This is a genomic window from Paenibacillus sp. PastF-3 (genome assembly GCF_029893135.1).
Taxonomy (GTDB): Bacteria; Bacillota; Bacilli; order Paenibacillales; family Paenibacillaceae; genus Paenibacillus_AQ; species Paenibacillus_AQ nitricinens.
Genome location: NZ_JARXWM010000001.1, coordinates 692194 through 717233, shown reverse-complemented (window position 1 = coordinate 717233; position 25040 = coordinate 692194). Strand labels below are relative to the sequence as shown.

The 25040-nt window shown below is 45.8% G+C and carries 18 protein-coding genes and 1 pseudogene; 2 read left to right on the top strand and 17 right to left on the bottom strand.

All coding sequences use genetic code 11. From position 1 onward, the window contains the following. Nucleotides 1-149: 149 nt before the first annotated feature. The 6 genes from cydC to M2444_RS03270 all read right to left on the bottom strand — a co-directional run bounded on the left by cydC (nucleotide 150) and on the right by M2444_RS03270 (nucleotide 9389). Nucleotides 150-1880 (bottom strand): thiol reductant ABC exporter subunit CydC, encoded by a 1731-nt coding sequence (gene cydC, locus M2444_RS03295; RefSeq protein WP_280786262.1) that lies wholly within the window; start codon nucleotides 1878-1880, stop codon nucleotides 150-152. After that, nucleotides 1877-3664, bottom strand: coding sequence for a thiol reductant ABC exporter subunit CydD (gene cydD / locus M2444_RS03290; RefSeq protein WP_094878746.1), 1788 nt, complete (start codon nucleotides 3662-3664; stop codon nucleotides 1877-1879). The genes cydC and cydD overlap by 4 nt, the downstream gene beginning before the upstream one ends. 68 nt (nucleotides 3665-3732) lie before the next feature. Continuing rightward, on the bottom strand, nucleotides 3733-4749 hold the full coding sequence (locus M2444_RS03285) for a cytochrome d ubiquinol oxidase subunit II (protein WP_094868949.1): 1017 nt from the start codon (nucleotides 4747-4749) through the stop codon (nucleotides 3733-3735). Next, the gene (locus M2444_RS03280) at nucleotides 4746-6113 is read right to left on the bottom strand and encodes a cytochrome ubiquinol oxidase subunit I (protein WP_094868950.1); all 1368 of its coding nucleotides are present in this window, start codon (nucleotides 6111-6113) and stop codon (nucleotides 4746-4748) included. The genes M2444_RS03285 and M2444_RS03280 overlap by 4 nt, the downstream gene beginning before the upstream one ends. Before the next feature lie 537 nt (nucleotides 6114-6650). Beyond that, complete coding sequence (locus tag M2444_RS03275; RefSeq protein ID WP_094878745.1) at nucleotides 6651-7502, bottom strand: GNAT family N-acetyltransferase; 852 nt, start codon at nucleotides 7500-7502, stop codon at nucleotides 6651-6653. A 39-nt stretch (nucleotides 7503-7541) separates the two neighbouring features. After that, nucleotides 7542-9389, bottom strand: a complete 1848-nt coding sequence (locus tag M2444_RS03270; protein WP_094878744.1) for a zinc-binding metallopeptidase family protein — start codon at nucleotides 9387-9389, stop codon at nucleotides 7542-7544. 80 nt (nucleotides 9390-9469) lie between these two features. Between M2444_RS03270 and M2444_RS03265 the strand changes: the two genes are divergently transcribed. After that, nucleotides 9470-10105 (top strand): TetR/AcrR family transcriptional regulator, encoded by a 636-nt coding sequence (locus M2444_RS03265; RefSeq protein ID WP_179283793.1) that lies wholly within the window; start codon nucleotides 9470-9472, stop codon nucleotides 10103-10105. Between the two features lie 96 nt (nucleotides 10106-10201). On the opposite strand, the gene M2444_RS03260 is transcribed toward M2444_RS03265, so the two are convergent. The 8 genes and pseudogenes from M2444_RS03260 to M2444_RS03225 form a co-directional block, all read right to left on the bottom strand. After that, a complete protein-coding gene (locus M2444_RS03260; protein WP_280786261.1) occupies nucleotides 10202-11188 on the bottom strand; it encodes an alpha/beta fold hydrolase in 987 nt (328 codons plus the stop codon). A 295-nt stretch (nucleotides 11189-11483) separates the two neighbouring features. Continuing rightward, the gene (locus M2444_RS03255; RefSeq protein WP_280786260.1) at nucleotides 11484-14777 is read right to left on the bottom strand and encodes a chitinase N-terminal domain-containing protein; all 3294 of its coding nucleotides are present in this window, start codon (nucleotides 14775-14777) and stop codon (nucleotides 11484-11486) included. Nucleotides 14778-15156: 379 nt separating this feature from the next. After that, nucleotides 15157-16425, bottom strand: coding sequence for a cytosine deaminase (locus M2444_RS03250; protein ID WP_280786259.1), 1269 nt, complete (start codon nucleotides 16423-16425; stop codon nucleotides 15157-15159). After that, nucleotides 16394-17671 (bottom strand): cytosine permease, encoded by a 1278-nt coding sequence (gene codB, locus M2444_RS03245; protein ID WP_280786258.1) that lies wholly within the window; start codon nucleotides 17669-17671, stop codon nucleotides 16394-16396. Before codB ends, M2444_RS03250 begins: the two co-directional genes overlap by 32 nt. 636 nt (nucleotides 17672-18307) lie before the next feature. Next, the gene (locus M2444_RS03240; RefSeq protein ID WP_280786257.1) at nucleotides 18308-18721 is read right to left on the bottom strand and encodes an alpha/beta fold hydrolase; all 414 of its coding nucleotides are present in this window, start codon (nucleotides 18719-18721) and stop codon (nucleotides 18308-18310) included. Next, the gene (locus M2444_RS03235) at nucleotides 18711-19091 is read right to left on the bottom strand and encodes an alpha/beta fold hydrolase (protein WP_280786256.1); all 381 of its coding nucleotides are present in this window, start codon (nucleotides 19089-19091) and stop codon (nucleotides 18711-18713) included. Before M2444_RS03235 ends, M2444_RS03240 begins: the two co-directional genes overlap by 11 nt. 116 nt (nucleotides 19092-19207) lie before the next feature. After that, complete coding sequence (locus tag M2444_RS03230; RefSeq protein WP_280786255.1) at nucleotides 19208-19558, bottom strand: DUF1330 domain-containing protein; 351 nt, start codon at nucleotides 19556-19558, stop codon at nucleotides 19208-19210. An 81-nt stretch (nucleotides 19559-19639) separates the two neighbouring features. Further along, nucleotides 19640-20244 (bottom strand): annotated as a pseudogene (locus M2444_RS03225) (DUF2239 family protein). 679 nt (nucleotides 20245-20923) lie between these two features. Here M2444_RS03225 and M2444_RS03215 point away from each other — a divergent pair. Continuing rightward, on the top strand, nucleotides 20924-21499 hold the full coding sequence (locus tag M2444_RS03215) for a dihydrofolate reductase family protein (RefSeq protein WP_280786254.1): 576 nt from the start codon (nucleotides 20924-20926) through the stop codon (nucleotides 21497-21499). A 160-nt stretch (nucleotides 21500-21659) separates the two neighbouring features. Here M2444_RS03215 and M2444_RS03210 read toward each other — a convergent pair whose 3' ends face one another. The 3 genes from M2444_RS03210 to M2444_RS03200 are packed head-to-tail and all read right to left on the bottom strand — an operon-like array spanning nucleotide 21660 to nucleotide 25013. Continuing rightward, nucleotides 21660-22607, bottom strand: coding sequence for an ABC transporter substrate-binding protein (locus M2444_RS03210; protein WP_280786253.1), 948 nt, complete (start codon nucleotides 22605-22607; stop codon nucleotides 21660-21662). A 28-nt stretch (nucleotides 22608-22635) separates the two neighbouring features. Next, nucleotides 22636-23682, bottom strand: coding sequence for an NAD(P)/FAD-dependent oxidoreductase (locus M2444_RS03205; protein WP_280786252.1), 1047 nt, complete (start codon nucleotides 23680-23682; stop codon nucleotides 22636-22638). A gap of 26 nt (nucleotides 23683-23708) precedes the next feature. Beyond that, nucleotides 23709-25013, bottom strand: a complete 1305-nt coding sequence (locus M2444_RS03200; RefSeq protein ID WP_280786251.1) for an NtaA/DmoA family FMN-dependent monooxygenase — start codon at nucleotides 25011-25013, stop codon at nucleotides 23709-23711. Nucleotides 25014-25040: the final 27 nt, after the last annotated feature.

Sequence of the window (25040 nt, the reverse complement as noted above, 5' to 3'; positions counted from 1 at the left end):
CTCCTAAAAGGATATAAGAAAAATTTGTTGTTAAGTGTATTATTGTGCTATCGTGTCGTTTAGCATACTACGTATCATGCCAAAAGGGGAATCCTCCTTTAAGTAATCTAGTTAAAGGAGCTGGAGTTTGGGGAGTTGAGGTCACTAAATCAACATCCGCCAACTTCTCCGATCATTTGCTGTTCGATTTTTTTCATTTCATAAAAATAGCCTTTTTGCTCCATCAACTCCGAATAGGAACCCGTTTCGACTACCTTACCTTGGTCCATGACCACAATTTGGTCCATCTCTTCCAATCCGGTAAGCCGATGACAAATCAGGAGAAGCGTGTCATTAGCTGCTTGTGCGAAGAGATGCTTCAAAACCTGTTGCTCTGTCACATAATCCAGCGATGAAGTTGGTTCGTCCAGAAGCCATACGCGTCCTTTGCGGAGCATCGCTCGCGCCAGAGCCAGTCGCTGCTTCTCGCCGTCTGAGAGATTCTCCCCTTTTTCATACACACTATCGGTCAACGATGTATTGGGCAGCTGCACTTTAGCCAGCACATCAGACAATTGTTCGTCCGTATGTTCTTCTCCATTCAGCAGCAGATTGTCCCGAATCGTGCCCCTGAAGAAATGGCTTTGCTGCAACACCACATTAGCCGTCTGCCAAATGCTCGACTCATCCAGTTCCTTTACCGAAATGTCGTTTAAACGGATATCGCCAGCCGTTGGTGTTCGCAGCTTGAGCAGTAATTCGATAATCGTTGATTTTCCTGACCCACTCGGCCCGACAATCGCCGTTTTGGAGCCCGGTAAAATGTGCAGAGAGATATCCCTGAGTGCCGGTCTCCACTCCCCTTCATATTGAAACGTAACATCGGATAGTTCCATCGTAACAGCATGATTAACAGACATTGTGCCACTTGGCTGCGAGAACTGCTCATCAAAGGTCTGAACGGTTTCCGTCAGTCGGTTGGCTGCGTGTTCGCTATCCTCTTTATACGCGGGTAATGTGGCCATAGCTGTCGCTTCTTCAAATACGGTTTGTGATGCCATGACCAGCATGGCAAGAAATACGCCTGCAAGTGCACCTTCCATAATTAAATAGGCGCCAAGCGTCAGCACTCCCCAGGAAACGAGAAACGTAACAAAAGTGTGCATCGATTGCCCGCGCAGCAAGTGCCCGGAAGCTCGTTGCTGTTCAGCTGCCAATACAGCGGAAGCATGCTGAAGATGCTCCTCCCGCTGTGCCAATTGACCATATACTTTCAAATCCCGGAAACCGTACAACACTTCGGTAACTTCCGTGGACAGCTGCGCCCTCTGCTCACGAACGCGTCCATGTATTCTCCGCTGCCCGAGTAACACAATTCCCGGTACAACGAATGCCGTTATCAGCATACCTAGTACAAATAAAACGGCAATCCAGATCGAAAAGGTAGAAGTAAACAGCACCGTAGCCAAAAATACCATGACGACCATGATCGGAGGATAAGCGACTCGCAAAAAATAATTTTGCAAACTTTCCACATCCCCAACGATCCGCGCAAGCAGATCCCCGCTTCGATTTTTGTTCAATATACCAGGCGTTAAAGGAATAAGCTTGGCAAAAAAGGATGTACGTAAACGGCTAAGCATGGAGAATGTCGCTCGGTGAGAATACAAGCGTTCTCCATAACGACTCGCCGCCCGAAGCAGACCGAGCAGTTTGACCATCGAGGTGAGTACAATCAAAGTATAAAGCGGCGGCGCAAACACTGTTTGCGAGATCAGATACCCGCTCGCGGAAAAGAGTGCCACTCCGGCAATTCCGGCGATAAATCCACACAAAATCGAAAGAACGATATCCTTGCGCTCCTGAAACATCGCCTTTGATAGAACAGCCAGCTCATTCATGATGATACCCTCCCTTTCCGCTCTATATTAACCATCTCGGCATACTCGGGCAGGCGCTTCATGAGCTCGTCATGTCGTCCGGAGTCCACCAATACTCCATTGTCCATAAACAAAATCTTGTCGGCTTGTTGAATCGTATATAATCGGTGAGCCACCGTAATCATCGTAGCCGTTTTTGCCAGTTTGGCAATGGAGCGTTGCAGTACCTGCTCGGTATGCAAATCCAGCCCAACTGTAGGTTCGTCAAACAGAATGACAGCAGGTCGCTTCAAAAAAGCGCGTGCCAAGGCAAGCCGTTGCTTCTCCCCGCCAGACAGTCCCCGGCCTCCTTCACCCACAAAGGTATCCAATCCATGCTCCAATTGGCCTGTAAGCGCAGTAAGGCCAGCTTCCTCTCCCGCCCGCTCCATTTCAGCTCTGGAGATGTTTCCGCCAGCACCAATCGCAATATTTTCAGAAAATGTGCCTGCAAAAATATACGGATGCTGCGTAATGTAGCTAACATGTTCGAACCATACGGCCTCATCGTATTGCGAAAGTGGGTTTCCATTTACCAGAAGCGTTCCAGATTCTGGTTTCAGCAAACCGGCAATAAGATGAAGCAAAGTCGTTTTGCCGGAACCGCTTTTGCCAACGATGGCGATGTGTTCTCCTGGACTAAGCTGGATCAGACCCGTCTTAAGCTCGAATGAATCTGGAGCATACTGAAACCGTAGATGGTCAATTTCTATGGATGGCGGCATTGAAAGGTTATCATTGTCGATCTCGTCGATTTCATTGGATGTTTCTACCTCTTCATTGCCATTCGCCTCCCTGCTCACCCCTGCCGTCTCCACAAGCATCTGTTCCACCTTACGAACCGCTCCCATACTTGTTCGGCCGCTGTGAAAGGCTGTTCCTGTATTTTTTAACAGGTTGTAAAATTCGGGAACGAGCAACAAAACAAGAAAGGCGGTGTGGAAGGTCATAGATTTGAAAACGAGCAACTGGATGGCCAGTTCGAGAGCGACAATGCCGATGCTTAACATCACGATCGATTCCAGCATGAAGGTATTCGTAAATGCAATCTTCAAAATTCCCATCGTAGCATCCCGATAACCCAGACTGCTGCGTTCAATCTCCTGCTGCTGACGGTTAGCCCGTCCAAATATTTTCAACGTCACCAGCCCTTGAAGAGAATCCAGAAATGTCCCTGAAAACTCAGCCAGTTGCGCATATTTTTCTTCGGATTTGTTCTTTGTTTTCAGCCCTACCAAAATCATGAACAGCGGGATAAACGGAGCTGTAAACAAGAGAATGAAACCTGTGTTGGCATGTTGAGTAAATGTAACGACCAAAATCAGAATCGGGATGATAGCTGCTTCCATCATACGTGGCATGTACTGACTGAAATAACTGTCAGCCTCATCCACAGCATCCAGAGCAATGCTGACCTTCCCTCCCGTCTGCCCACTAAGAGTTTCGGGCATGGAAGCATGGGTCAAGTTTTGCAATACGGCTGCGCGCATATTTGTTTTGGCAGTGGCAGCCATTTGCAAGCCGACTTTACCGTTTCCATACGACAACAGTGTGCGTACAGCCATAACTGCCAGAAGTATGCCGAGTAACAGGATAACCGATGAGAACGAAGCCCTCTCCACAAAAATCCGCTGGACTGCTTCAGCAAGCAATCCAGCCTGACTCACAATAGCTACGCCAAGCGCGAGTGAAATAACCGCGAGGAGGGCCATATTTTTCCTTTGTAAAGACATTTGTTGAGAAATCAGACTGGATTTCCTCTTCACAGATCACACTTCCTTTATATACAGGCTTGTAGAGAAACCTCAAACACGCCGTAATAGATCAATCAGCTTTATTTTTTCCCTTTTACATAATCCGCATCAAACAGGAAGAGTTTGAAGACCAGAATAAGGGATGGGATCAACAGACATAGACCACCGATAAACACAATAACTAACGCTAAGCCCATTGCTGGCGAAGTTGCACTGCTCTGAATCGTGATGAACGGATCAAGAATATAAGGGTATTGCCCAATTCCATATGCGAAAAAGGCACAGAAAAATTGTAACATGATGCATATAAAAGCTAATCCGTAACGGCGTCCGTTATATAACAGCCACATCGCGATCATGAAGAAAGCAACGGAAAGTCCCAGCAGCCACCATAAATCCATCATATTTTGAAAATGCCGCTCATTGTGTTGACCCAAATAAATAAATGCTGTCAGTGCAAGAATTATTGTCGGTGTACTCCAAAACAGGGCGTAGTTACGCATCAGCTTCAACGCAGAATGATCCTCTGCCCGAGATGCGTAAAATGTCAGAAAGGAGCCGCTTATGAACAAAACGGACACGATTGCCAGTCCAACGATGCTCCACGATAACGGATTGGTAAACAGCTCCCAGTAATCCAGAGAAACCGTCTCCCCCTGCTTCACGATAAAGCCGCCTTCAGATAAGGTTAGCGCCACTGACAACGAAGCCGGAATAAGTAAACCTGTAGCTCCATATAAAAAAAGATACACAATGTTTTTCTTTGAGCCGTAATTTTCAAATGCATAGAACGAACCGCGAATCGCAAGAAGAATTACTGCAATGGTTCCCGGAACAAGTAGCGCGGAGCCATAATAATAGGCTGTGTCTGGAAAAAATCCGACAATGCCAATGTAGAAAAAGATAAAAAATACATTTGTGATCTCCCAAACGGGTGATAAATAACGGGAAATTAGACGATTAATCAAATGATCCTGCTTCGTCAAACGTGCATAAAAGGCGAAGAAGCCCGCTCCGAAATCAATAGAAGCTATAATTAAATAGCCGTACAAGAACAGCCAGAGCACCGAGATGCCAATCAATTCGTAACTCATCATGCAGTGCCCCCCTTTTCTGTAGTAGATTGATCAGGATGATCCTTCATATATTTCTCCAGCTCAACTTCTGCCGGATTATTGTTGAACAAGCGTCTTAGCACGATTACACACATACTGCCGAGTACGATGTACAGGAGCAATAAGCCGAAGAAAATAATTCTTACATTCGGAGAAGTCGTGGCTGCTTCCTCTACACGCATATATCCACGGATAATCCAAGGCTGTCGCCCAACTTCTGCATAAAACCAGCCCAGCTCAACAGCCAGAAAAGCGAGCGGCGCAATCAGTGCGAGGATGCTTAGCATCCACTTGTTAAGCGCATTACGTTTTTTCCAGAACACAAACAGGAAATACAGGACCGCTATCGCGAGTAAGGCAAATCCAATTCCGGCCATTAAATCAAACAGATAATGAACGAGAAGCGGCGGCCATTCATCTTTGGGGAATTCCTCCAGTCCCGTTACCTCTGCATTAAAGTCTCCAAAGGCCAGGAAGCTGAGCACCTTCGGCAGATGAAGAGCCCCTAGAACTTCATGCTCTGCATTCAGCCATCCCATTAGAACCAAATCCACACCGCTACCCGTCTCAAAATGCCATTCTGCCGCTGCAAGCTTCTCCGGCTGATGTTCGGCCAAAAACTTGGCGGACACATCTCCAGCTAATGTGTTTAGCAAGCCGAACAGCAAAACAACCGCCATCATGAGATTCAAGGATTTTTTGTGGTATGCGGATACCCCTTTTCTCAGCATTGCAAAGGCTGCAATTCCGGCTAATAGGGCAGCACCTGTTAAATAGGCCGAGCTTAATACATGGAACACCTTGGAGAACGTCGCTGTATTCAGCATCGCTTGCACTGGGTCAATCGCTGTGAATTGGCCTGCTTCCATGACAAAGCCTCCAGGCTGGTTCATGAATCCGTTCACCGTCGTAATAAAAACGGCAGACATCCCTGCACCGGCGACAATCGGAATCGTCAGCAGCCAATGGATATACGGATTTTTGAACCGATCCCACGTATACAAATAAATGCCTAGGAAGATGGCTTCAAAAAAGAAAGCGAACACTTCCATGAATAACGGAAGTGCAATAACATTCCCCGCCAGTTTCATAAAATTCGGCCATACCAGGGCCAGTTGTAGTGAAATCGCTGTACCGGTCACGACACCAACCGCTACAGAAATGACAAATCCTCGAGACCATCTTTTTGCCATAAGGGTATAATGGGGGTCCTTCTTTCGGATTCCTATGAACTCTGCTATAGCGATCATTAGCGGTATACCGACGCCAATCGTCGCAAAAATAACGTGGAACCCAAGAGTCAAGCCTGTAACCAGCCTGCTCCATAGCACCGTATCAATTTCCATTCTTTACTGCTCCCTTCAAACTCTGTTCATTTTTCGTCATTTGATGCTTATGATTAGGCCAGCTAACTGTAGGCTGCATTCAATATCAGATTAAACAAGGCTCAGAGATATCATTGCCTGTTCGTTTTAGTATGACGTTCCTCGTTGTTTGCTATGTAAAAAGAGAAAAATTTCACAAAGCAAGAGATGGCGAGACCTATTTACCTGATACTGAAGCAATCCGATTAATATAGTGGCCTAATGATTAAAATTATCATATCTTAAATTTTTAGTAATTCAATCACTGAGACCTCTTCATCTCTAAACGTTCAAGAAAGGGACAAATCTTTTTAACAACTCGGTGAATAACACAAAAAGCATCCGAAGGAGCTATTGATTCATTAGCTTATATGTGATGCTACAAGTATTCTCGTATTTCGATGTTAGAGAAACACGATATTTTCTCATTCCAATCCTTTATATATACCCTTTTTTGGCAACAAAAAAACACTGACTCAACTCATCAGTGTTTTTGAATTAAAGCGAATATCATCTTCGTTATGACAAATCTTTTTTCATCTTATATTGCTCTATAAATACGTCAAGACCAACTTCTTTAAGGAAACGTATAGAATTTATATCTCTTTTGTCTACATTATTGACGGTGATGAGTGCATGTCTCTCTCCAATCCAATGAAATAAGGAACGTCCCAATCCCTGATTTCTTTTTTCTCGCAAAACGCCGAACTGTAGAACAGCTCCATTGGCTGATTTTATTACCGCGTATCCACAAATCTTGTTGTCTTCCATTATGGTGACCACATCGTACAGATGCGGGTTTCGTAAAATTGCCTCAGCGGATTGTTCCCAAGAAGGTTCGAAATTCCAATAAGCATGTACCGATGTCCAATCGAATTCTTCCAGTCGAACCATAGAAATGAATGTACGTCTATGATCGGCCGGAAGGTTTACATTAATACGACCCTTGAAGCAAACTAATTCTCTATGGATTTGAAATCCTAAAGCACTATACGCTTTTATAGCTTTAACATTGGTTTGGATGACTTCAAGCAAACATTTTTGAATATTGGCTTCTTTGAGGATGGGAAAAGCATGACGATAAATTTGTGCGACCAGCCGTTTTCCTCTATATAAAGGAACGACTCCGGTACCGGTATTAAAGGCAGTTCTTTCGCCGTTACGCTCACCGATGCCATGCATAACAAATGCAACCTGCTTATCTTGATCAAAAGCACCGAATGACATCTGATAATTAACACCCGCACCTGCAAATTTATCAGCTAAATGCTGCTCAGAAACTTGAAATGGAATGACATAATCGGAGAAGGCATCGTTAAAGCAAGTTGTAAACTCTTGTAATTCAATATCCTCAACATTTTTGATTAACATATAGTTCTTTCTCCTTTTCTTCTAACACTATTACCACCATCATTTCGTACGACCATAGAAGAAAGAATACCCATCTGACTTCCCAAGCTTAGTCGTCTGCGTTGCGTCCACTAGCTTGACCGCTTTCAGCAACGATACAATTTGCGTATGCATAAGCTTTGCATCAAATTTGTCCATCTCTCTGTTTTCACTATCTACGAGCAGATAGTCTGGCATTGGAATGAAGCCAATCACGGGTATCCCTGCTTCAAATAAGGGCTGACTCTCTCCAAACTCAAACTTGTTATGTCCACGTAATAATACAGTCCGTGTGCCGTCTGTCTTTTCAATAGCCTTCAGCCAAATGGCTGCCATCATTTCATTGCCCGCATAGGTATATTCTGTACTTATTTGTCCAGTTGGACCATATTTACCTGTATCATCGTCCTTCCACTCCATGCTGCCTAAATGCTCAACCGTAATTCCAGCTACAGCTTTCATATGGCCGTTCGCGCCATCCCAGAGCTCACGATGCCCCTCCATCCAAGTGGAAGTCGCCTGAGAGGATCCTTTGAATTCCGGTAATCTAAAATGCCCTGTTACAAAAGCGAAAATCATCGTACGTTCCGGCTGCTCCTGCTGCAAGTAACGAATCATGGACAGCATGCCCACAGCGCCATTCTCTTCCACCACATTAATCCCATCTGTATGGGTATTTACGATAATTGCTTCGTCTTTATTTTTACCGTCAATTTTCACATAAAAGGATTCTGTTGGGGCATTTTTTTGTATTTCCGCTTCTAAAATAACCGTACCTTCTTTGTGCTCATGAGCTGCGCTGATCACCTTTTGCCCTTCCGTTTCATTGACCCAGATCGCAGGGATTCCAGCATAATCGGTGGTAAAAGGTACATATTGCTTTTCTATCTTATCATCGGATACTCCTTTCCAGACTAAAATAACTGCTTTTACACCCATTTCCTTCGCATGCTCCAATTTAGCTTCTTTTAAAGCCGTAGTGAGCACTAGATCCCCTTCATTTGGGGCAATTTGGTTTTTCATTGGAGATGAATCCCGCATGTTCATTACGATTCCACTAGGAAAATTTTTAAAATTTTCAATTTCAATGACAGCAATTTTTCCGCTAGCCTGATCATATGCACCACGCTTCGTATATACCAGTTCCCCTGTTACACCTTTTTCGTCAGTTCCCCCGGAGTAGGGAAAAGCTGAAGAGACATGAATGGGCTGCTGATCAATCCTTAACGAACTGCTCTTTTCTTCCCATCGGTCAAAAGAATAGCGATCACGATAGACTTGCAGCCCCATATCCGTTACCTGCTGCTCCAGCCATGCAATAAATTGATTGTGACCCTCAGAACCGGTTGTACGGCTTCCAAAAGAATTCATCACTTCAATATCCTTCAGCATCACTGCTGCAGAATCCAATGTACGTTCATCGATCGTCACAGCCGCTTCAGTTGCTAATTCCACAGGCGTTGTAATAGGTTTTGCATAGATTCCAATCCCCCAAAATGCAGTAACGGTAAGAACTGCAATGCTGAATAACACTTTTCGAACCACTAGAAACGGAGTGACTCTTCTGCTCACCGTTTGCCCATAGAGTCCTCTCCATGAACCCGCTACGATCAGCAGTAGGATGGAAAGCGCAAGCAGCCAATATTCTTTTGTTAGTAAGAATAACCCTTCTGCCACCATTGCACTAATAAATACGAACTGTAACTTCTCACGCTTCTTTAATAGTAAAAGGGAGATGCCTAATTCCGCTAACAAAAGGATAATGGTCACTATCGAGATTACCGTTTCTTTACCAATAAATACCGCAGCACAGAGTGCTAGGATCAATAGCAGCACCGCTGACAATCGTCTATATAAGCTCTCTAACATGACGCCCTCCCATTTTATCTAACTCCTATTTTGACATTACATTTGTAATGCCTTATGGTTTTAGCATATTGAAAAGACTCATGAAAAACAATAAAACGAACACTAGAATGTACAAACGGAGGGGAAATGTCATCCCAAATCATGAATTATACAGCCCAAATACCTCTCAGCATCAGTCCAATAAAGAAACCAACCGTTTGACAAGAGAAGCCATTTGCACGGCTTTAGTCTTCTTGATCCAGGAACAGCCTTTTAACAAAATTACCATCACCGATATTGTGAAGCGCGCAGGGGTCTCTCGAACGGCTTATTACAACAACTATTCATCCAAGCAAGAGATTCTGGTGGATTTGGTCGATTCGCTTATTTTCGAGATTAATCAAAAACTTTTGCCTTACACCAATGAATTAACAGGCAAAGCCAAAGAACCTCAAAAATTTATCAAAGTGCTTTTTGAAGTTATTTATCAGCAGCGTAACATCTACAAAGCACTTCAAAGCGCGAAGTTTGATGATGTGATTCTGGATTGCTTGAATGAAATGATGCTCTCAACTGCTCATGACAAAAGCGATGAGAATGTGTACCGAATTTACTTTAAAGCGGGGGCCCTCTATAATGTTCTTCTCAAATGGATACAATCCGATTTTGCAAAATCCATTGATGAAATGACCAAGATTTGTCTTGAAGTGTACCATACTCCAATGTCTCAGGAATAAAGTTGATAACTACATTGGCTGGGCTGAGTGTACAGACGAAGCGAAAAACAAAGAAACCACGGAGCCAATTTCGGCACCGCGGTTTAATTATCAACTCTACAATTGGATTTGCTTCATGTACTCTTTGAATGCCTCGGCGATTTCTTTGTATTTTGTATGATGCAGGTAATGAGAACCTTCCATCGGGATCATTTTTCCCTGTGCGGATTGTTTGACTTGCTCCTCATGTAGCGGAATCCACTGTTTATTGTGCTCATTATTCGATTGAACGAAGAGAAGCAACGGCAACTCATTTGGCATTGTGAGTTTTTCTCCATTTTTGAAATTGGAACCGAGATGGCTCAATTCATTCATCAGCGTTGGATTGCCACCGACTTGATTCGAAAACAAATGCATCTGTTCTTTGGTATGCTCATCAAATGCGAGCGATTTATACGGATCTCCGCTCACTTTTTGGAACAATCTCATCAAACCTGATTTTTGAAGAAACTGCATGGATTTCAAAGGCAATTTGACATCCATGCCGGGTTGATTGGGAACGCTGCTATCGATGCCGACAAAAGCAAGAACCTCATCCGGGTAGGTGTTCACATAGGTTGCTCCGTAAAGTCCTGCGATCGAATGTCCCATTAGAATATAACGGTTAATCTCCAGTTGCTGCAGCGCTTCGTGAACCTCACTTACAATATTCTCCGTTGTTCTTTCTTTCTCGGTTTCATCGCTCAATCCATAACCGAAAGGCTCTACCACCACGACCTTATAATTGGGAGAAATTTCATCGATCAGCAATTTGAAATCAAGTGCAGGTGTTGGGGTTCCTTGTCCCGGAAGCAATACAACAGTTTGATCTCCGCTGCCTTGAATGTACACATTCATCTTTTTGCCATCTACATTGACATACTGACCATACGATTCTATTTTCTTTTTCTCGACCCCGTTGCAGATTACATTAACGATAAAAACAATGCCCATAAACAGTACGAGCACCCCGACAATACCTCCGAATATTTTTAACCACAATTTTCGTCTCTTGTGGTTTTTAGTTCCAGTGGTTTTTATTTCTACTAATTCTGCCACGTTCATCTCTTCCCTTCCTTGTCCTTGTATCTTAAAGCCGCTGTGGCGACTTATTCAAAGTGTAACTAAGCAAGATGTCCTCTTCGTGACGACAATATGAACGGAATATGAACAAGCCAAAAAAAACGTTACATCTGAAAGATATAAGCACCTTTCTTTTGTCCAAGCTCTAAATATATTGATATCAAAACTAAAAAACCTAAGGTATGAACCCTAGGTTGTTTTGATCGTATGATTCTATAAGTGTTATAACATTGCAGCATATTGGTATATTACGCGTAAAATTTAGAAACTCATCTTATTAATTGCTGACAGTTACCTTAATAGTATCACTTAAGGTCTCTCCCGCTGCATTGACCAGCTCTGCTCGGTATTCATATATGCCGGAAGCTCGGCCAGTGACGTCAGTCGTAGCGATCTGCGCCGAAGGGGTGTTGGCGTTTAGCGCTTGTGTGTCGATCAGCTGCCCGTTCTCATAAAGGCGGTACTCTGTGGCGTTAGTGCCCCACCACAGATTCATTGTTACTTTATAAGAGCCGTCTCCGTCCCAGTTGTCATGGGCCAAGACTGGCTTGCCCGGAGCGGCGTCGCGGATCGTCACCGTGAGCGGCTGGCTCTTCGTTGTTCCGTATTTGTTGGTAAGCTCCACTGTGTATACATAAGTGCCGTTCGGTTTACCGTGAAGCGCTGTGCTTGCCGTCTGGGCGGACGGAGATACATCCTTCAGCGACTTGGAATCGATTAGCGTGCCATTCTCATAAAGCTTGTAGCTGGTAGCATTATTGCCCCACCAGAGGTTCATGGTGACGGTAAAGTTGCCGTCACTGAGTCCATAACCGTAGCCGCTGTTCGAGGACAACACTGGTTGTCCAGGTTTGTCAGTTGCGAGTGCGGCTCCACCTGTAATTTGGAATGTGTAGCTCTTTTCTGCAGTGTTGCCAGCGGCGTCGATCACTACATATTTTACAGTATGGGACCCGGCACCCAGCTCCGCAGCATTCAGGGTCTGTCCTTCGGCAATGGGTTGTCCATCGAGCATAAGCTGCTTGGAGGCTACGCCGGACAGGTTATCTTCGGCAACCAATACAAACTTAAGCTGGGCTTCCTCCTCCACATCGACGACTGCATGACCGGACTCCGTCAGCTCCGCTGTCGGTGAAACCGTGTCGATATTAAGGCTCAGTGTCTTGGTTTCTTCGATCTTGCCCTTACCCGAAACTGCATGGTATGTCAGCGTATTTCGTCCGTCTTTACTTACGGACAACGGAGTGCTGTATACAGCTTCCACGCCGCCATTTAGCGAGTAATAAACCTTAGCTGTACCGGAGTTGGCTTTCAGAGTCACTTCGGCGGGCTGGTTCAACCAGCCGGCAGCATTCGGATTCGTCGACAGCGTTGCCGTCGTTACCGGAGCTGCCTCTTCTTCCACAACGCTGAAATCTCCGAGACTTCTAGGCTTGAGTTGGTATACTTCTTTGAAGATCGCGGCTACGCCTGTAATATCGAGCTTCTGTCCTTCCGCATAAGGGAAACTGTCCTTCGTGATGCCCGTCCGGACATCCACCCGGATGTGATTGCTTGTCCCGCCTTCGGCGATAGCGTCAAATTCAAAGGAACCGCTTGGAGTGGCGGTGATAATATTCGTCACTTTCACGTCTTTAAGCTTGAGCAGCTGACCTTGATTGGCATCGTTCACCGCCGGCACGACAACGGGCTCTGACAGCTCCGCTGTGCCGGTTTTCTCAATCTTCACAACTTCGGTCAATTCTAGCTCCGAATTGTACAGCGCCGTGGAAGCTGTTACCTTAACCGTATCACCGGCATGGAAGCCACTTTGGCTCTGGAAGATATAAAGACCACCGGTCTTATCTTGCAGGTAAAAGGCTTGCCCACCGAAAATACCCGGCTCAGTCGTTACGATACCCTCAACCGTCACCAAGGATCCAACGATCTTGGTCCGGGCTTCGCCGATGGAGACGGTCGCCGGAATCGGATCTTCCTCATCTGGTAGCGGTTCTGCTGGGACGTTACCGAGTGTTACCGATTCTGTCTTCAGGTTCGTTCCGTTCTGGCGCAGCCGAAGGTTGGATGCAGCTGTGGTGCCAGGTTTGATCTGCACAGTCAGATCTTTGTAAGCATGGCCGTTCAGATCTGATGTCAGGCTAAAGTTGGCGCTGTAAGCATAGCTGCTTGGCCAAGTGCCGTCACTGTTCTGGATCTTGGCGATCTGGGCGCCGCTGCTCACCTGGTAAATGCCCAATTGGAAACCTGATACGCTGGTGTTAGCAGGTAGATTATCTGCACTGACGCGAATCTGGAAATCCTGCGCGTTCGGCAGCACCGTCTGGTGCGTCAAATTATACACCGCACTTGCAGTAGCCGCCGGACCGCCGTAGGAGCCTGCCTTGAAGGTAGTGCGGTCAAACCATTTGTAGCCGGCATTCGGCGCGGCCCATGGCTCTGGCTGCGGCTCGGTGGAAAGTGCCGGCTCTTCGAACGGCAGCAGCTGCGTTGGCTGATCCAACGTCAACCCACTTACCTGGGTGAAATTTGTATAACTCTCCTGTTCGGCAAGCCAGTTAACGGTGTTTACCAGAAGCTCAGCATCGTCAGCCTCCTTGAAGCCGTCGTAAGTCGTTTTCTTGGCACCGGTATCCTCGCGCAAATACTTCGGCGTTGCATCTTCGACCGGGGAGGAGTCACCAATAAAGGCGGCTTTGCCCGCGCCTTTTTTCGCTACGGCCACGTAAGGACCTTCCGCTACGCCGCCGCCATTGTAGACGCCTTGGTCCACCGCGTTGCCCCATGCGTTGTTGGTTTTCGGCAGATAGACGATGCCCTTCGCCCGGGTCGGGTCGAGGATTGCCAGCGTGGAGCCGGCATGCATGGCTACACTTGATACTCCTGATGTAATACCGAAGGCCTGTGCGGGAGCCACGATGTTGTTTGCGTTAATATCACCGAGGGCATTGAAGCGGAATCGGACGCCGAATTCTTCTGCCAGCCAATCGGAGCTAACTACGCCTTGCATTGCCGCGGAGCCAGCCTCTTCGGCGCTCATGCCTTTAGCTGGATTATCCCAAGCTCCACGGCGGTAGCCGTTGAATGCCTCGCTTCCGTCCCAGCGGTTCTTATTGCGGTCCGCATTGTAATGATCGCCAATGAAGAAGATACTGCCGCCGTTCTCCACGTATTCCGCCATTGCTGCCTGCTCGCTGGATTTATATGGAATATTTGATTCAGCTACGACGTAGACGTCATAGATGGAAAGATCGCCCAGCGTAATTGGAGTGGTCTTACGAAGCTCCTTGACGTAATAGCCTTCCTGCGCAAGCGCATTGCCAAAGTCGGAAAAAGCACCGTCGATAACCCAGTCAGCCGCTCCGGCAGTCTGTGCGTGGGTATTGTCGAACAGTATTTTCTGGCCTGCATGCTCGTTAACCACTTTGGCTTCAATGAATGGTGCGGGATCGCTTGCCCCCTCAGCGTGTACCGCCGTATCGGCTCCGAATGCGAACAAATGCAGAGGTACGGCAACAGATGCAACCAGCATGCAATTTAGCAGCCTTTTTTTCCAACCTGAATGCTTCTCCATTATTTCCTTCCTCCTCGAGATATAGATCGGCGGATTTCCCCATAGTTGTCCACCGCTTTCGTCTAATATGCTATCTCATAAGGATTAGGAAAAACATAGATTTATGTAAAGTGTTGTAAATTTATACTTTCGGCCTATACTGTGGGTGAAAACAAGGTCGAATCTTGGAAATAAGCTATGAAAAAAGTCTTAGTAATGATAGCGTTTTGTTCCGGAATGTCCTGGAATAGAAAAATGGTCAAACATAAGAATCAAAAAAAATCCCCCCATGGATGCAGGAAGAGTTCACGATCATGTGATCTCTTATATACCTGTCTAACATAAGGGGATTGTTGACTTAAACGCAGGCTCTGCTTGATACAGCGCATGCTTCATCCGATTATTTATTGAAAGTAATTTTCTCCAAACCGTTCTCAAGAATGATCGAAGTGTTCCGCGGCTGTGTTTCCGCGATTTTGCGGCCGCCTCTGAACGAATAAAGCACTCCGGCCTGTTTGCGAATGGTCTCGTACTCGTTCTCTGCTTCAAGAACGATGAAGTTGGCTGGTTTACCTTCTTCAATGCCATACATATCCTCGATATTCAACGTTCTTGCGCTATTTTTCGTAATAAGATCGATTGAATTTACGATTTGATCGTATCCGAGCAACTGGGAAGCATGAATACCCATGTGCAGTACTTGAAGCATATTACCTGTGCCTAGCGGATACCATGGATCAAAGATGTCATCGTGACCGAAGCATACATTAAGTCCGGCTTCCAGCAGTTCTTTGACGCGAGTTAATCCTCTTCTTTTCGGATACGTGTCGAAGCGTCCCTGCAGATGGATGTTAACCAGAGGATTGGAGACGAAATTTAGGTCAGCCATCTTCAGTAATCTAAACAGTTTGTACGTGTATGCATCATTGTATGACCCCATCGCCGTCGTATGGCTTGCAGTCGTGCGGGAGCCAAGCCCGCGTTCGTAGGCTTCTTTGGCTACGACTTCCAAGAAACGGGATTGCTCGTCATCGATTTCGTCGCAATGGATGTCGATCAGGCGGTCGTATTTTTCAGCGAGGTCAAACGCAACTTTCATCGAATCGACGCCATATTCTCTTGTGAATTCGAAGTGTGGAATACCACCCACAACGTCAACACCCATTTTCAACGACTCTTCCAATAATTCCACGCCGTTCGGGAAGGAGTGAATACCTTCCTGCGGAAAAGCGACAAGCTGGATGTCAATGAATGGTGCCATTTCTTCTTTCACTTCAAGCATTGCTTTAACAGCAGTCAAGCTTGGGTCAGTGACGTCTACATGTGTTCGTACATGCTGGATACCCTGCGCGATCTGCCATTTCAGTGCAGTTTTGGAACGTGTTTTAACGTCATCATGTGTCAGGAAGGCTTTGCGCTCTGACCAACGCTGGATGCCTTCAAATAGTGTTCCGCTCAAATTCCATTCCGGCTCACCTGCCGTTAACGTTGTATCCAAGTGAATATGAGGTTCAATGAACGGTGGCAGCACAAGGGAGCCGCCCACATCAATGACTTCCTCATTCGTAGTTGATTCCAGGGACTGTGTGATAAGATCAAACTTCCCATCTTTCACAACAATATTCCATAAACCTTCTTTACCCCGCAATTTTGCGTTTTGTATAATCATTTGTATTCCCCATTTCTTTGGTTTTTTTTGTAGGTACGATCAGCATCAATACGGTGTATACAACCGCTGTTCCGATAAGTGCGTTGAGTGGTGTTATTCCTGGGGCTAGCTGGGCAAAGGCCACACCTATTGCCCAAGCAACCATCGCTATCCAGTTTACATTCTTGAAAGTCATGTCGGCAAATGGTTTATAGTTTCTACGCTTCACAATAAAATAGTCTGCGATGATTATGGCCCCGATGGAAGGTATCGCCGCGCCCAGCACATTCAGGAAACCGACGAAATTGTTGTACATCCACATGGCAAATACGGTACCCACAATGCCGTTAACGATGACGAAAAACTTTTTAGAGATTTTTGTGATATTTGCGAAGCCCAGCCCTGAAGCGTAAAGTGCGTTATCGTTGGTCGTCCAGATGTTCAGCCCCAGAACGACGATTGCAGGAATGAGCAATCCTTGCAAGAACATAACCTCTGAGATATCTGCCAGATTATAAGCCATTGCGCCGACTGCGCCGAATAGGAACATAAGTGAGTTCCCCAGAAAGAACGAAATGACTGTTGCAGTAACCGCCTGCCGGGACGTCTTGGCAAACCGGGCAAAATCGGGCGTCAGCGTTCCGCCGCTAATGAATGACCCAATACAAATGGTCAAAGCTGCTGCTGTGGTGAGCGACTGAGTCGGTGTGTAATCAAGCAACCCTTGCAGACCTCCCAGCGTGTCTACTCCTTCGAACACGGAGTAACCACCAAGAATAGCAATAGCCGGAACCGCTACATAGCCCAGAATGACGAGCGACTTCATGCCGAAGATGGCTGATGCCGTCATTGCGAGACCAAATACGAAGATCAACAGGTACACATTCCAATCCATCGCTCTGGCGACGGGTACTGCGAACATGGCCACGCCGACACCGAACCATCCGACCTGTGTGAAGCCGAGCAGGAAAGAAGGAAGGTAGGACCCTTTTTCACCGAACGCATATTTTGCAAGCAAATGCGTGGAAAGCCCTGTTTTGGCAGCGATATGTGCCAGTGCTCCCGTATAGATGCCTAGTGCAAGATTACCTGCAAGCACGATTCCTATGAACTCCATGAATGTCAAGCTGACACCTAACGTCCCCCCTGCCAGCATGCTTGCCGAAAAGAAAGTGAATGCCAACATGACTGAAAATGTCTTCCCAAAATGATTTCTCTGCGTTTTTGGCACTGCTTGCCACGAAAACTCTTGATCTTGTTTACTCATCAGAATACCCCCAGTATAAAGTGTCCTGATACCAAAAAAGCAGAAACAAAAGAGGCTACTTGTCAAGTTAAACTGACAAGTAGCCTCTTTTGTTCATCATAACCCGCGCCAAGACACAGAGCATCCCTTGACGGAATATGCCCTGCTTCTTGCGTGATTATAAAAATCCGCTGTCCTTGTCAGCCTCTCTGGACTGAATTAAAGGTACCAGTATTCAATTACATTCTATTATTTTAGAAAAACCTATGGATGTCAATGTCATTAATATCCATAGGTTTAAATTCTCTTTTAAATGCTGCACATGGAATTTTTATGGGGCGGATGTTGAACATGGCACTTGCTCCTAGCGCAAAGCCTTATGTGGTAAAGGATAACCTCACTTTTGGAGTGTCTCCTCTTCGAATCAGAAACGCCCTGATCCATAGTCCAAACGGAGGGGTATTTAATTAATAAATTCACAATTGTATCAAGCTGAAGCTCTAATGAAAAAGGGTCCTCCATTACGAAATCATCATGAAAGTTATCACCATTGCCATTATATACAAAACATAATCCCCTGAAAGCACTTCAAGTGAAATCGATTCAAACTCCTCCGCCATATTTTTCGCACTTTCTGTTGGTGGCAGCTGCAGCGTGTCAATTGCGACGAGCCGTTCGCTCTATACCATCAGCGATTACTTTGTACAGTTGGTGCGGTAAGTCGTGTCCCATGCCGTCAATCAACATTAGCTCAGCGCCCGGAATGGCAGAAGCCGTGTCCTCGCTACACGCCGGGACGAATAGGGGATCGTCCACCCCATGAATGACAAGTGTTGGTACTTTTATGGTCGCCAGCTGCGGACGACGGTCACCGTAGACAGCGATCGCAGCAATTTGTCGTCCAATACTGCCTGGATCGTAGGCTCGCTGGACTTCCTCCAGAATGAGTGCTCGATAAGCGTCCTCTTCAAACGGATAGCCGGTGCCGGCGATACGTTTAGCAAAAGAGACGCTGTGCGCCAAAAATCCTGCTTCATCCTCAAATGGGTTCGGCGCTGGTTTAGTCATCATCGCCGTGACATCCGGGGAGTTTGCGGAAGTGTTGGATTACCGGAACTGGACATAATGGTGATAAAACCCGTTCAGGGTACTCACTGGCAGCAATATGGGCAATCATTCCTCCCATCGACCTGCCAACGAAATGTGCCCGGTCAATTGAAAGGGCATCGAGTAGTCCGATAGCGTCGTTGGACATGTCATCGAGAGTGTAAGGGATGTCCGGTCGCTTTCCCGACATGAGAGCCGTCGCCAGTGCGTCAAAATCCAGCGTCGGATATTGGCTAAAATGCGTCGAGCAACCTACGTCGCGATTGTCAAAACGGATTACGTGAAAGCCCCGCACTGCTAATATCCGACAAGACGAATCCGTCCATCGGATCATCTGGGTTCCAAGCCCGGCGATTAGGATAATAGCTTCGTCATTTTCGTTACCAAAACTGTCATAGGCAATGCGACGCTTTTGACTTTCAGAATGTTCATGATTATGTTCTCCTCCAATTAATTCGGTATTGTAAGTTCTGTCATAGGCAGAAGGCGTGAATCTTCGATCGCGGCAGTCCGATGCCCGATACCGGCCATGTAGTCTTGATGACTTGAAAAAGCAAGAAACGACTGCGCGCTGCTCTGGCGGATCATCATGACAAGATCCCATCTTTCGTCTTCGGGTCCAATAAGAAACTCTCCGCCATCGCCAAGAAACATGATTTCACCTCCGCTTTCACGGAGAAATGGGAGGGTGTGCTCGATATAGCGGTTGAAAGCTTCGGCACCGCTGATTGGAACCTCCGGTGTTAGTTCAGGATTGGCTGTGTAATCGGCAACATCACGAATACGCATAAGGTTCAACATGACGATGCTGCCCTCGATACCTCGCTCCTTTCATCGTTCCTTTTTTTATTCTAAATTCCTTACGCCTACTCATTTTTTCGTTCATTTGTTCCCTTCGGGGAATGCATCAGCGGCTAATTTTTTGATATGGTTTCTGATATCAGGTGCCCAGTTATCGATCAAGTGGTAAAAACGATCCGAATCATCAGCATACAGTGCCCGCAGAGCTTCTTCGTATTGATGGAAGTTCCCGGCCATAGCTGTCATAAAGTAATATGTTGCTTCTTGTGACTCTCGTATCTTGCTCTGTTTTCCTCCAGCACGGCGAGCATCACCAACGAGTTTTCGTAATGTTACCGACGCCCCTCCAGATTGCTTTTCAGCCATTCCCAATCTTTTGGTAATAATGTAACCTCACCAGATACAACCCCCAGCTTGGGTCGACCGACCCGCCGTGTAGGCTGGTTATTCATTTCCATATCGGGCAAATCACCAAACTGTTCTCCTAATCGTTTGAGCACGTCATCTGTCTTCCCACGGAAATCAATATCTATTTGCTTCCCAGTGGTATCGTCAAATATAAGCAGCTGTGTGAGGTCTCTGTCATCCAGAGCATCCTTCACTGTAGTAACAACGTGCTGTAACGAACCACTGGCGACGACTCCCACACCCAAAAAATGCTGTGCAGCAAAAGCGCGTTTGATCATCTCTCATTCTATAGATCCTCCTCTGAATACTTCACTAATATTACCCGGGTAAAATATATTTTGTCGTTGGTTATGGAGGGATTAAATGCAAAAGGCGCGGCCTAAGAGAAACCGCGCTGTTGAGGGTTAGTGTTTGCTTTATGTTGTTCATGCAGTGTTTTGATGTTGCGTTTTAACATTTCGATGAGTATATCCTTATTCGCATCATTTACCTCACGCTTTGTTTGCTTTGGAGTGGGTGCTTGTGATTGTTGACGGCGTAAGGAATTCGATCCTCTCGCAGATGGCTGTACGGTCATAATTAACCATTTCCAGCACTCACCTTTCTTTTTATAAGGTCTTGTCTACCGAAAATGTTGTTGCCTTCTTGAAGGTTAGTTAGTATCCCCTGATAACGTAGTAGATTTTTCTCGTTCTTCTCAGCCATATCTTCACGACCATGTTGTTTTGCTGCCACAATAGCTTTTGATGTGGTTTAAATATGCAGTTCACTTTTTTTCAAATAAGACTTGGATTAGAAACTGATCTCTGATATTTGTTGTTGCGTATCAACATGTAACGTTTGTGTTATCCTGTAGGATAACTTCTTGTACTCGCATCGACCTTCCCTTCCAATATTCTGCTAAAATGTAGTTAATGTATAATGCAAATATCCCTCATGAACAAAGGAGAATTGAAAATGAGAAAACTCGTTCTATTTCTTCACGCATCGCTTGACGGTTTTGTAGAAGGGCCGGATGGTGAAATGGACATTGGCTGGGTTTCCTACGATGCTGATTTGGAGAAACATGCGAAAGAAATTCTGAGTACTGCTGACACTGTCATTTGGGGACGTGGGACTTATCAGATGATGCACAGTTACTGGCCATCTGTGCCTTCGAACCCATCAGCTTCGCAGCATGAACGGAATCATGCCGAGTGGATCGAAAAGACAGCCAAAATCGTTTTTTCCACGACGCTGGAGAAAGTCGAATGGAATAATTCGAGACTCATCAAAGAAGATGTCGAGGATGAGATCAATAACCTCAAACAACAGCCAGGCAAGGATATGGTCATCCTCGGCAGTCCTAGATTCGCACACCAGCTTATGCAGCTTGATTTAATTGATGAGTATAAAATCACAGTTTCTCCCGTTCTGATCGGTAAGGGATTGCCGTTATTCCAAGGTCTCAAGGAGAAGATCAATCTCAAGCTAACCGAAAACAAGACCTATGATTCTGGAGCCATAGGCCTCGTTTACCAGACGGTAAGATGACCTTCTCACTTAAGGTGATTACCTTAACGTGGAACGTTATTGGAACGACAACTGCGGCAGTCTAATACTTTATTTTCACCAAACAACTGGACAAGATATTTATCTGAATAACAACAATCCGATCACCCTACAGGGAGCAATCGGATTGTTGTATAATAAATTATTGTTCAGCCGCCAATTGCAGAAAATGATCTGCAGCCAAACGGACAGCCAGAATACTTGCGCTGTTTAGTGAATTATCAAAGATAAGAACATGATTGTTTTTCACAGCTTCCAGTGAGTTCCATGCCTTTGAAGTTTCCTTCTCCTTGATGGCCGCCTTTGCGATATCCATATCATGCTGAATAATAATATAATCGGGATTCATGATGTATAGCCCCTCCAGAGAAAGCGCTCCGCCCTCCTCGGGATATCCCTTTGGTGGCAACAACCCAAAGCCCGCTGTTTGATTGTAGTACATCGTGTTTTTAGAGCCTTGAGCATTGAAATTGGCTTTTCCATCGACCCGTAGCAAGGCAAAGGTCTTATTTTCAAGACTATTTAACTGTTTTTTCGTATTGGCAATCATTTCTTGGGTTTCCTTAATGGCTTGTTCCGCTAACGTTTCTTTTCCAACGATCTGAGCACACAGCATCGTCGTTTTTTCCCAGGTATCGGTGTAGTCAATTAAGATAACTGGTGCAATCTTATTCAACTCATCATAATTGCTATCAACAGAACCCTTGAAGGTTACAATCACATCAGGCTTTGCATCCATGATCATTTCCAGATTCGCATTGCTGTTGCCTAAATCAATAATCTCAGCAGTTCCGGCATAAGGCTGTAAAGTAGCGAAATCTTTCATTGCTTCCACTGCGTTAGTTGATGCGATTGGTGGAGTATCTAGAGCAAAAAAATAATCTAAATACAAAGGATGAAGAACCGCTATCCGCTCAGGCCGTGTTTTGAGCACCACTCCATTGTCGCTCGCATCTGCAATTGTTCTTGGCCATCCCGCTTCCTCGATCTTGCCGACTACAGGTGCAGGTGTGACTGAAGTTTCGGAACATCCAGCCAGTAATCCTGCAAGTATAATGAAGGATGCAATCCATCCAAATAATCTATTCATTTGACTCCTCCTTGAGTTGTTATCATTACTATCTGTATAAATGTTTCATTAAATCACGGTTTTTCTGTATGAACAGGTCATTGTGTGAAGACACCATCCCGGTCGAATTTGCCTCCGGCGTGATGTATTGTTTGGCCTGGTTTACCGCATTGGCAGAATCCTGGAACGCTCCCGCTATCAGGTGCAGCTTTCCTTCATGATGCTGAACATCACCTGCCGCATAAATGCCAGGCACGGATGTCCCGCTCATTGCTGATCCTGAAATCCGATGTTCCCACAGATCTAATTTAATTTCACTGTTCAACAGCAGTTCTTTGTCGCGTTCATAACCGTGATTAATGATGACCTCATCAACGGACAGCTCAAATCCTTCTCCGTTGTCATTGCTTTTTAGCAGAACAGTCCCTATTCTTTCGTGATCCGGCGTGGCAATCAATTTTTCGATTGAAGTATTTAACAAGCACACTACGCCATTGTTCGCCAAACGCGAAATATCGGCTTCATGCCCCTTTAAGTTCTCTTTCCGGTACGTTAAATACACTTTCTTGGCAATCGGAGCCAGTTCGTTCGCCCAGTCAACAGCAGAATGTCCGCCACCCGATATTAGAATAGTCTTCTCTTTGAAGCGGGCAAGTGACTTCACCGTATAATGCAAATTTGTGATTTCAAATCTTTCGGCACCCTCGATTTCAAGCTTGATTGGCTGCAGAATTCCTCCTCCAATGGCCAATATTACAGTTTTAGTGAAATGCTTCTGGTTTGCGGCCGTGTGCAATACGAAGTAACCTGCTGCATCTTTCGAGATGGATGTGACCTTTTCGCTATAAGCAACCTCCGGCTGGAACGTCATCCCTTGCGCAACCATTTGTTCAATAAGCTGTGAGCCAAGAATAGGTTGTATGCCTCCCACATCCCAGATCATCTTTTCCGGATAGACATGCACCTTGCCGCCAAGTACAGGCTGGAATTCAATGATTTTGGTCTTCATTTCGCGGAGTCCACTATAAAATGCTGCAAATAATCCGGCCGGACCACCGCCAATAATCGTAACATCAAACATTTCCTCTTCATGCATTGTTCAATCGCCTCAACTCTCTTTTTTTAAATCCCTAGATGCTCACGAAAAGTGCACCCCGTATATTCACTTCGGAACAAGCCTCTCTCAACCAGCTTCGGTACCAGTTTCGCAAAAAACAGTTCCATAGATTGTTCTGAACCGCCCGGCAAGGCAATGAAGCCATCCATAGCCCCCGCATCAAACCGCTCAATAATATCGTTCAGTACATCCTCGACTGTCCCGACAGATACCCAATGAGCAGATCCGACAACCTCCGGCCTGTCCAGGATCTCTTTCACTGTAGGCTGGTTTTTGATAATATACCGCCGCAATAGTTCGGCATGTGTCCGGCTGCGGACGGCTTGACTGGAATCGGGTAACATATCGGCAGTTACTTGCACACCTAAGGGATATCCGCTTAAATCAAGACCCAACACAGATTTAAGCGAAGCATGTCTGCGTTCAAGATGTAAATTCGCATGTGCAGCCTTATGTAATTCAAGGGCTTCTTCACGCGTATCGGCCAGGAAAAAATATAATCCCGGCAAAACTCTGATAGCATCCGGATCACGGCCCTGCTCAGCCGCTCTTCTTCTCAGATCATTCCTTAGCTCCACTCCTGATTCAATATCCGGCATTGCTGCAAAAATAGCATCTGCAACGGAAGAAGCGAAATTCCGTCCAATATCCGAAGCGCCGGCTTGAAATAGCGGAGGCGTTCCTGACCTGTGAGCAGGTAAAGTAAGCGGTCCTTTTACACTGAAAAATTCACCAGAATGATTTATAGCAGTCACTTTATCCTTATCCGAGAACATACCCGACTGACGATCGATAACAATTGCTTCATCCGGAAAACTCTCCCACAGCTTGCATACAACATCCGTGAACTCTTTTGCCTTGGCATATCTCTCTTCCGGTGAAGGCATAGGTGAATCGCTGAAATTATCGGCGCCTTCAATAGAAGTGACAATATTCCAGCCGGCACGTCCATTGCTCAGCCAGTGTAAAGACTGAAGCTGTCTTGCTACAACATAAGGTGGATTAAAAGTGGTAGAAATCGTCGTCACCAGTCCGATCCGTTTGGTTTCACGGGCTATCGCTGCAAAAAACAATGCAGGGTCCGGGCTGCCGAAATTAGAGGAATCCCCTAACATCTGCGGGCTAACATACAGATAATCAGCCCTGAATAGAAAATCGAGCTTAGAATTCTCCGCCATTTTTGCCAAATCAATATAATATTCGATAGACCCCATCTTTTCGACTCCGCTATCCGGGTGCCGCCAGCCGTCTCCTTTCATCCAGGTTGCATTTAAGGACAACCCAATACATAATTGTCTGTTTCGTGTCATATCTCCCAGCCTTTCATTTATAAAACA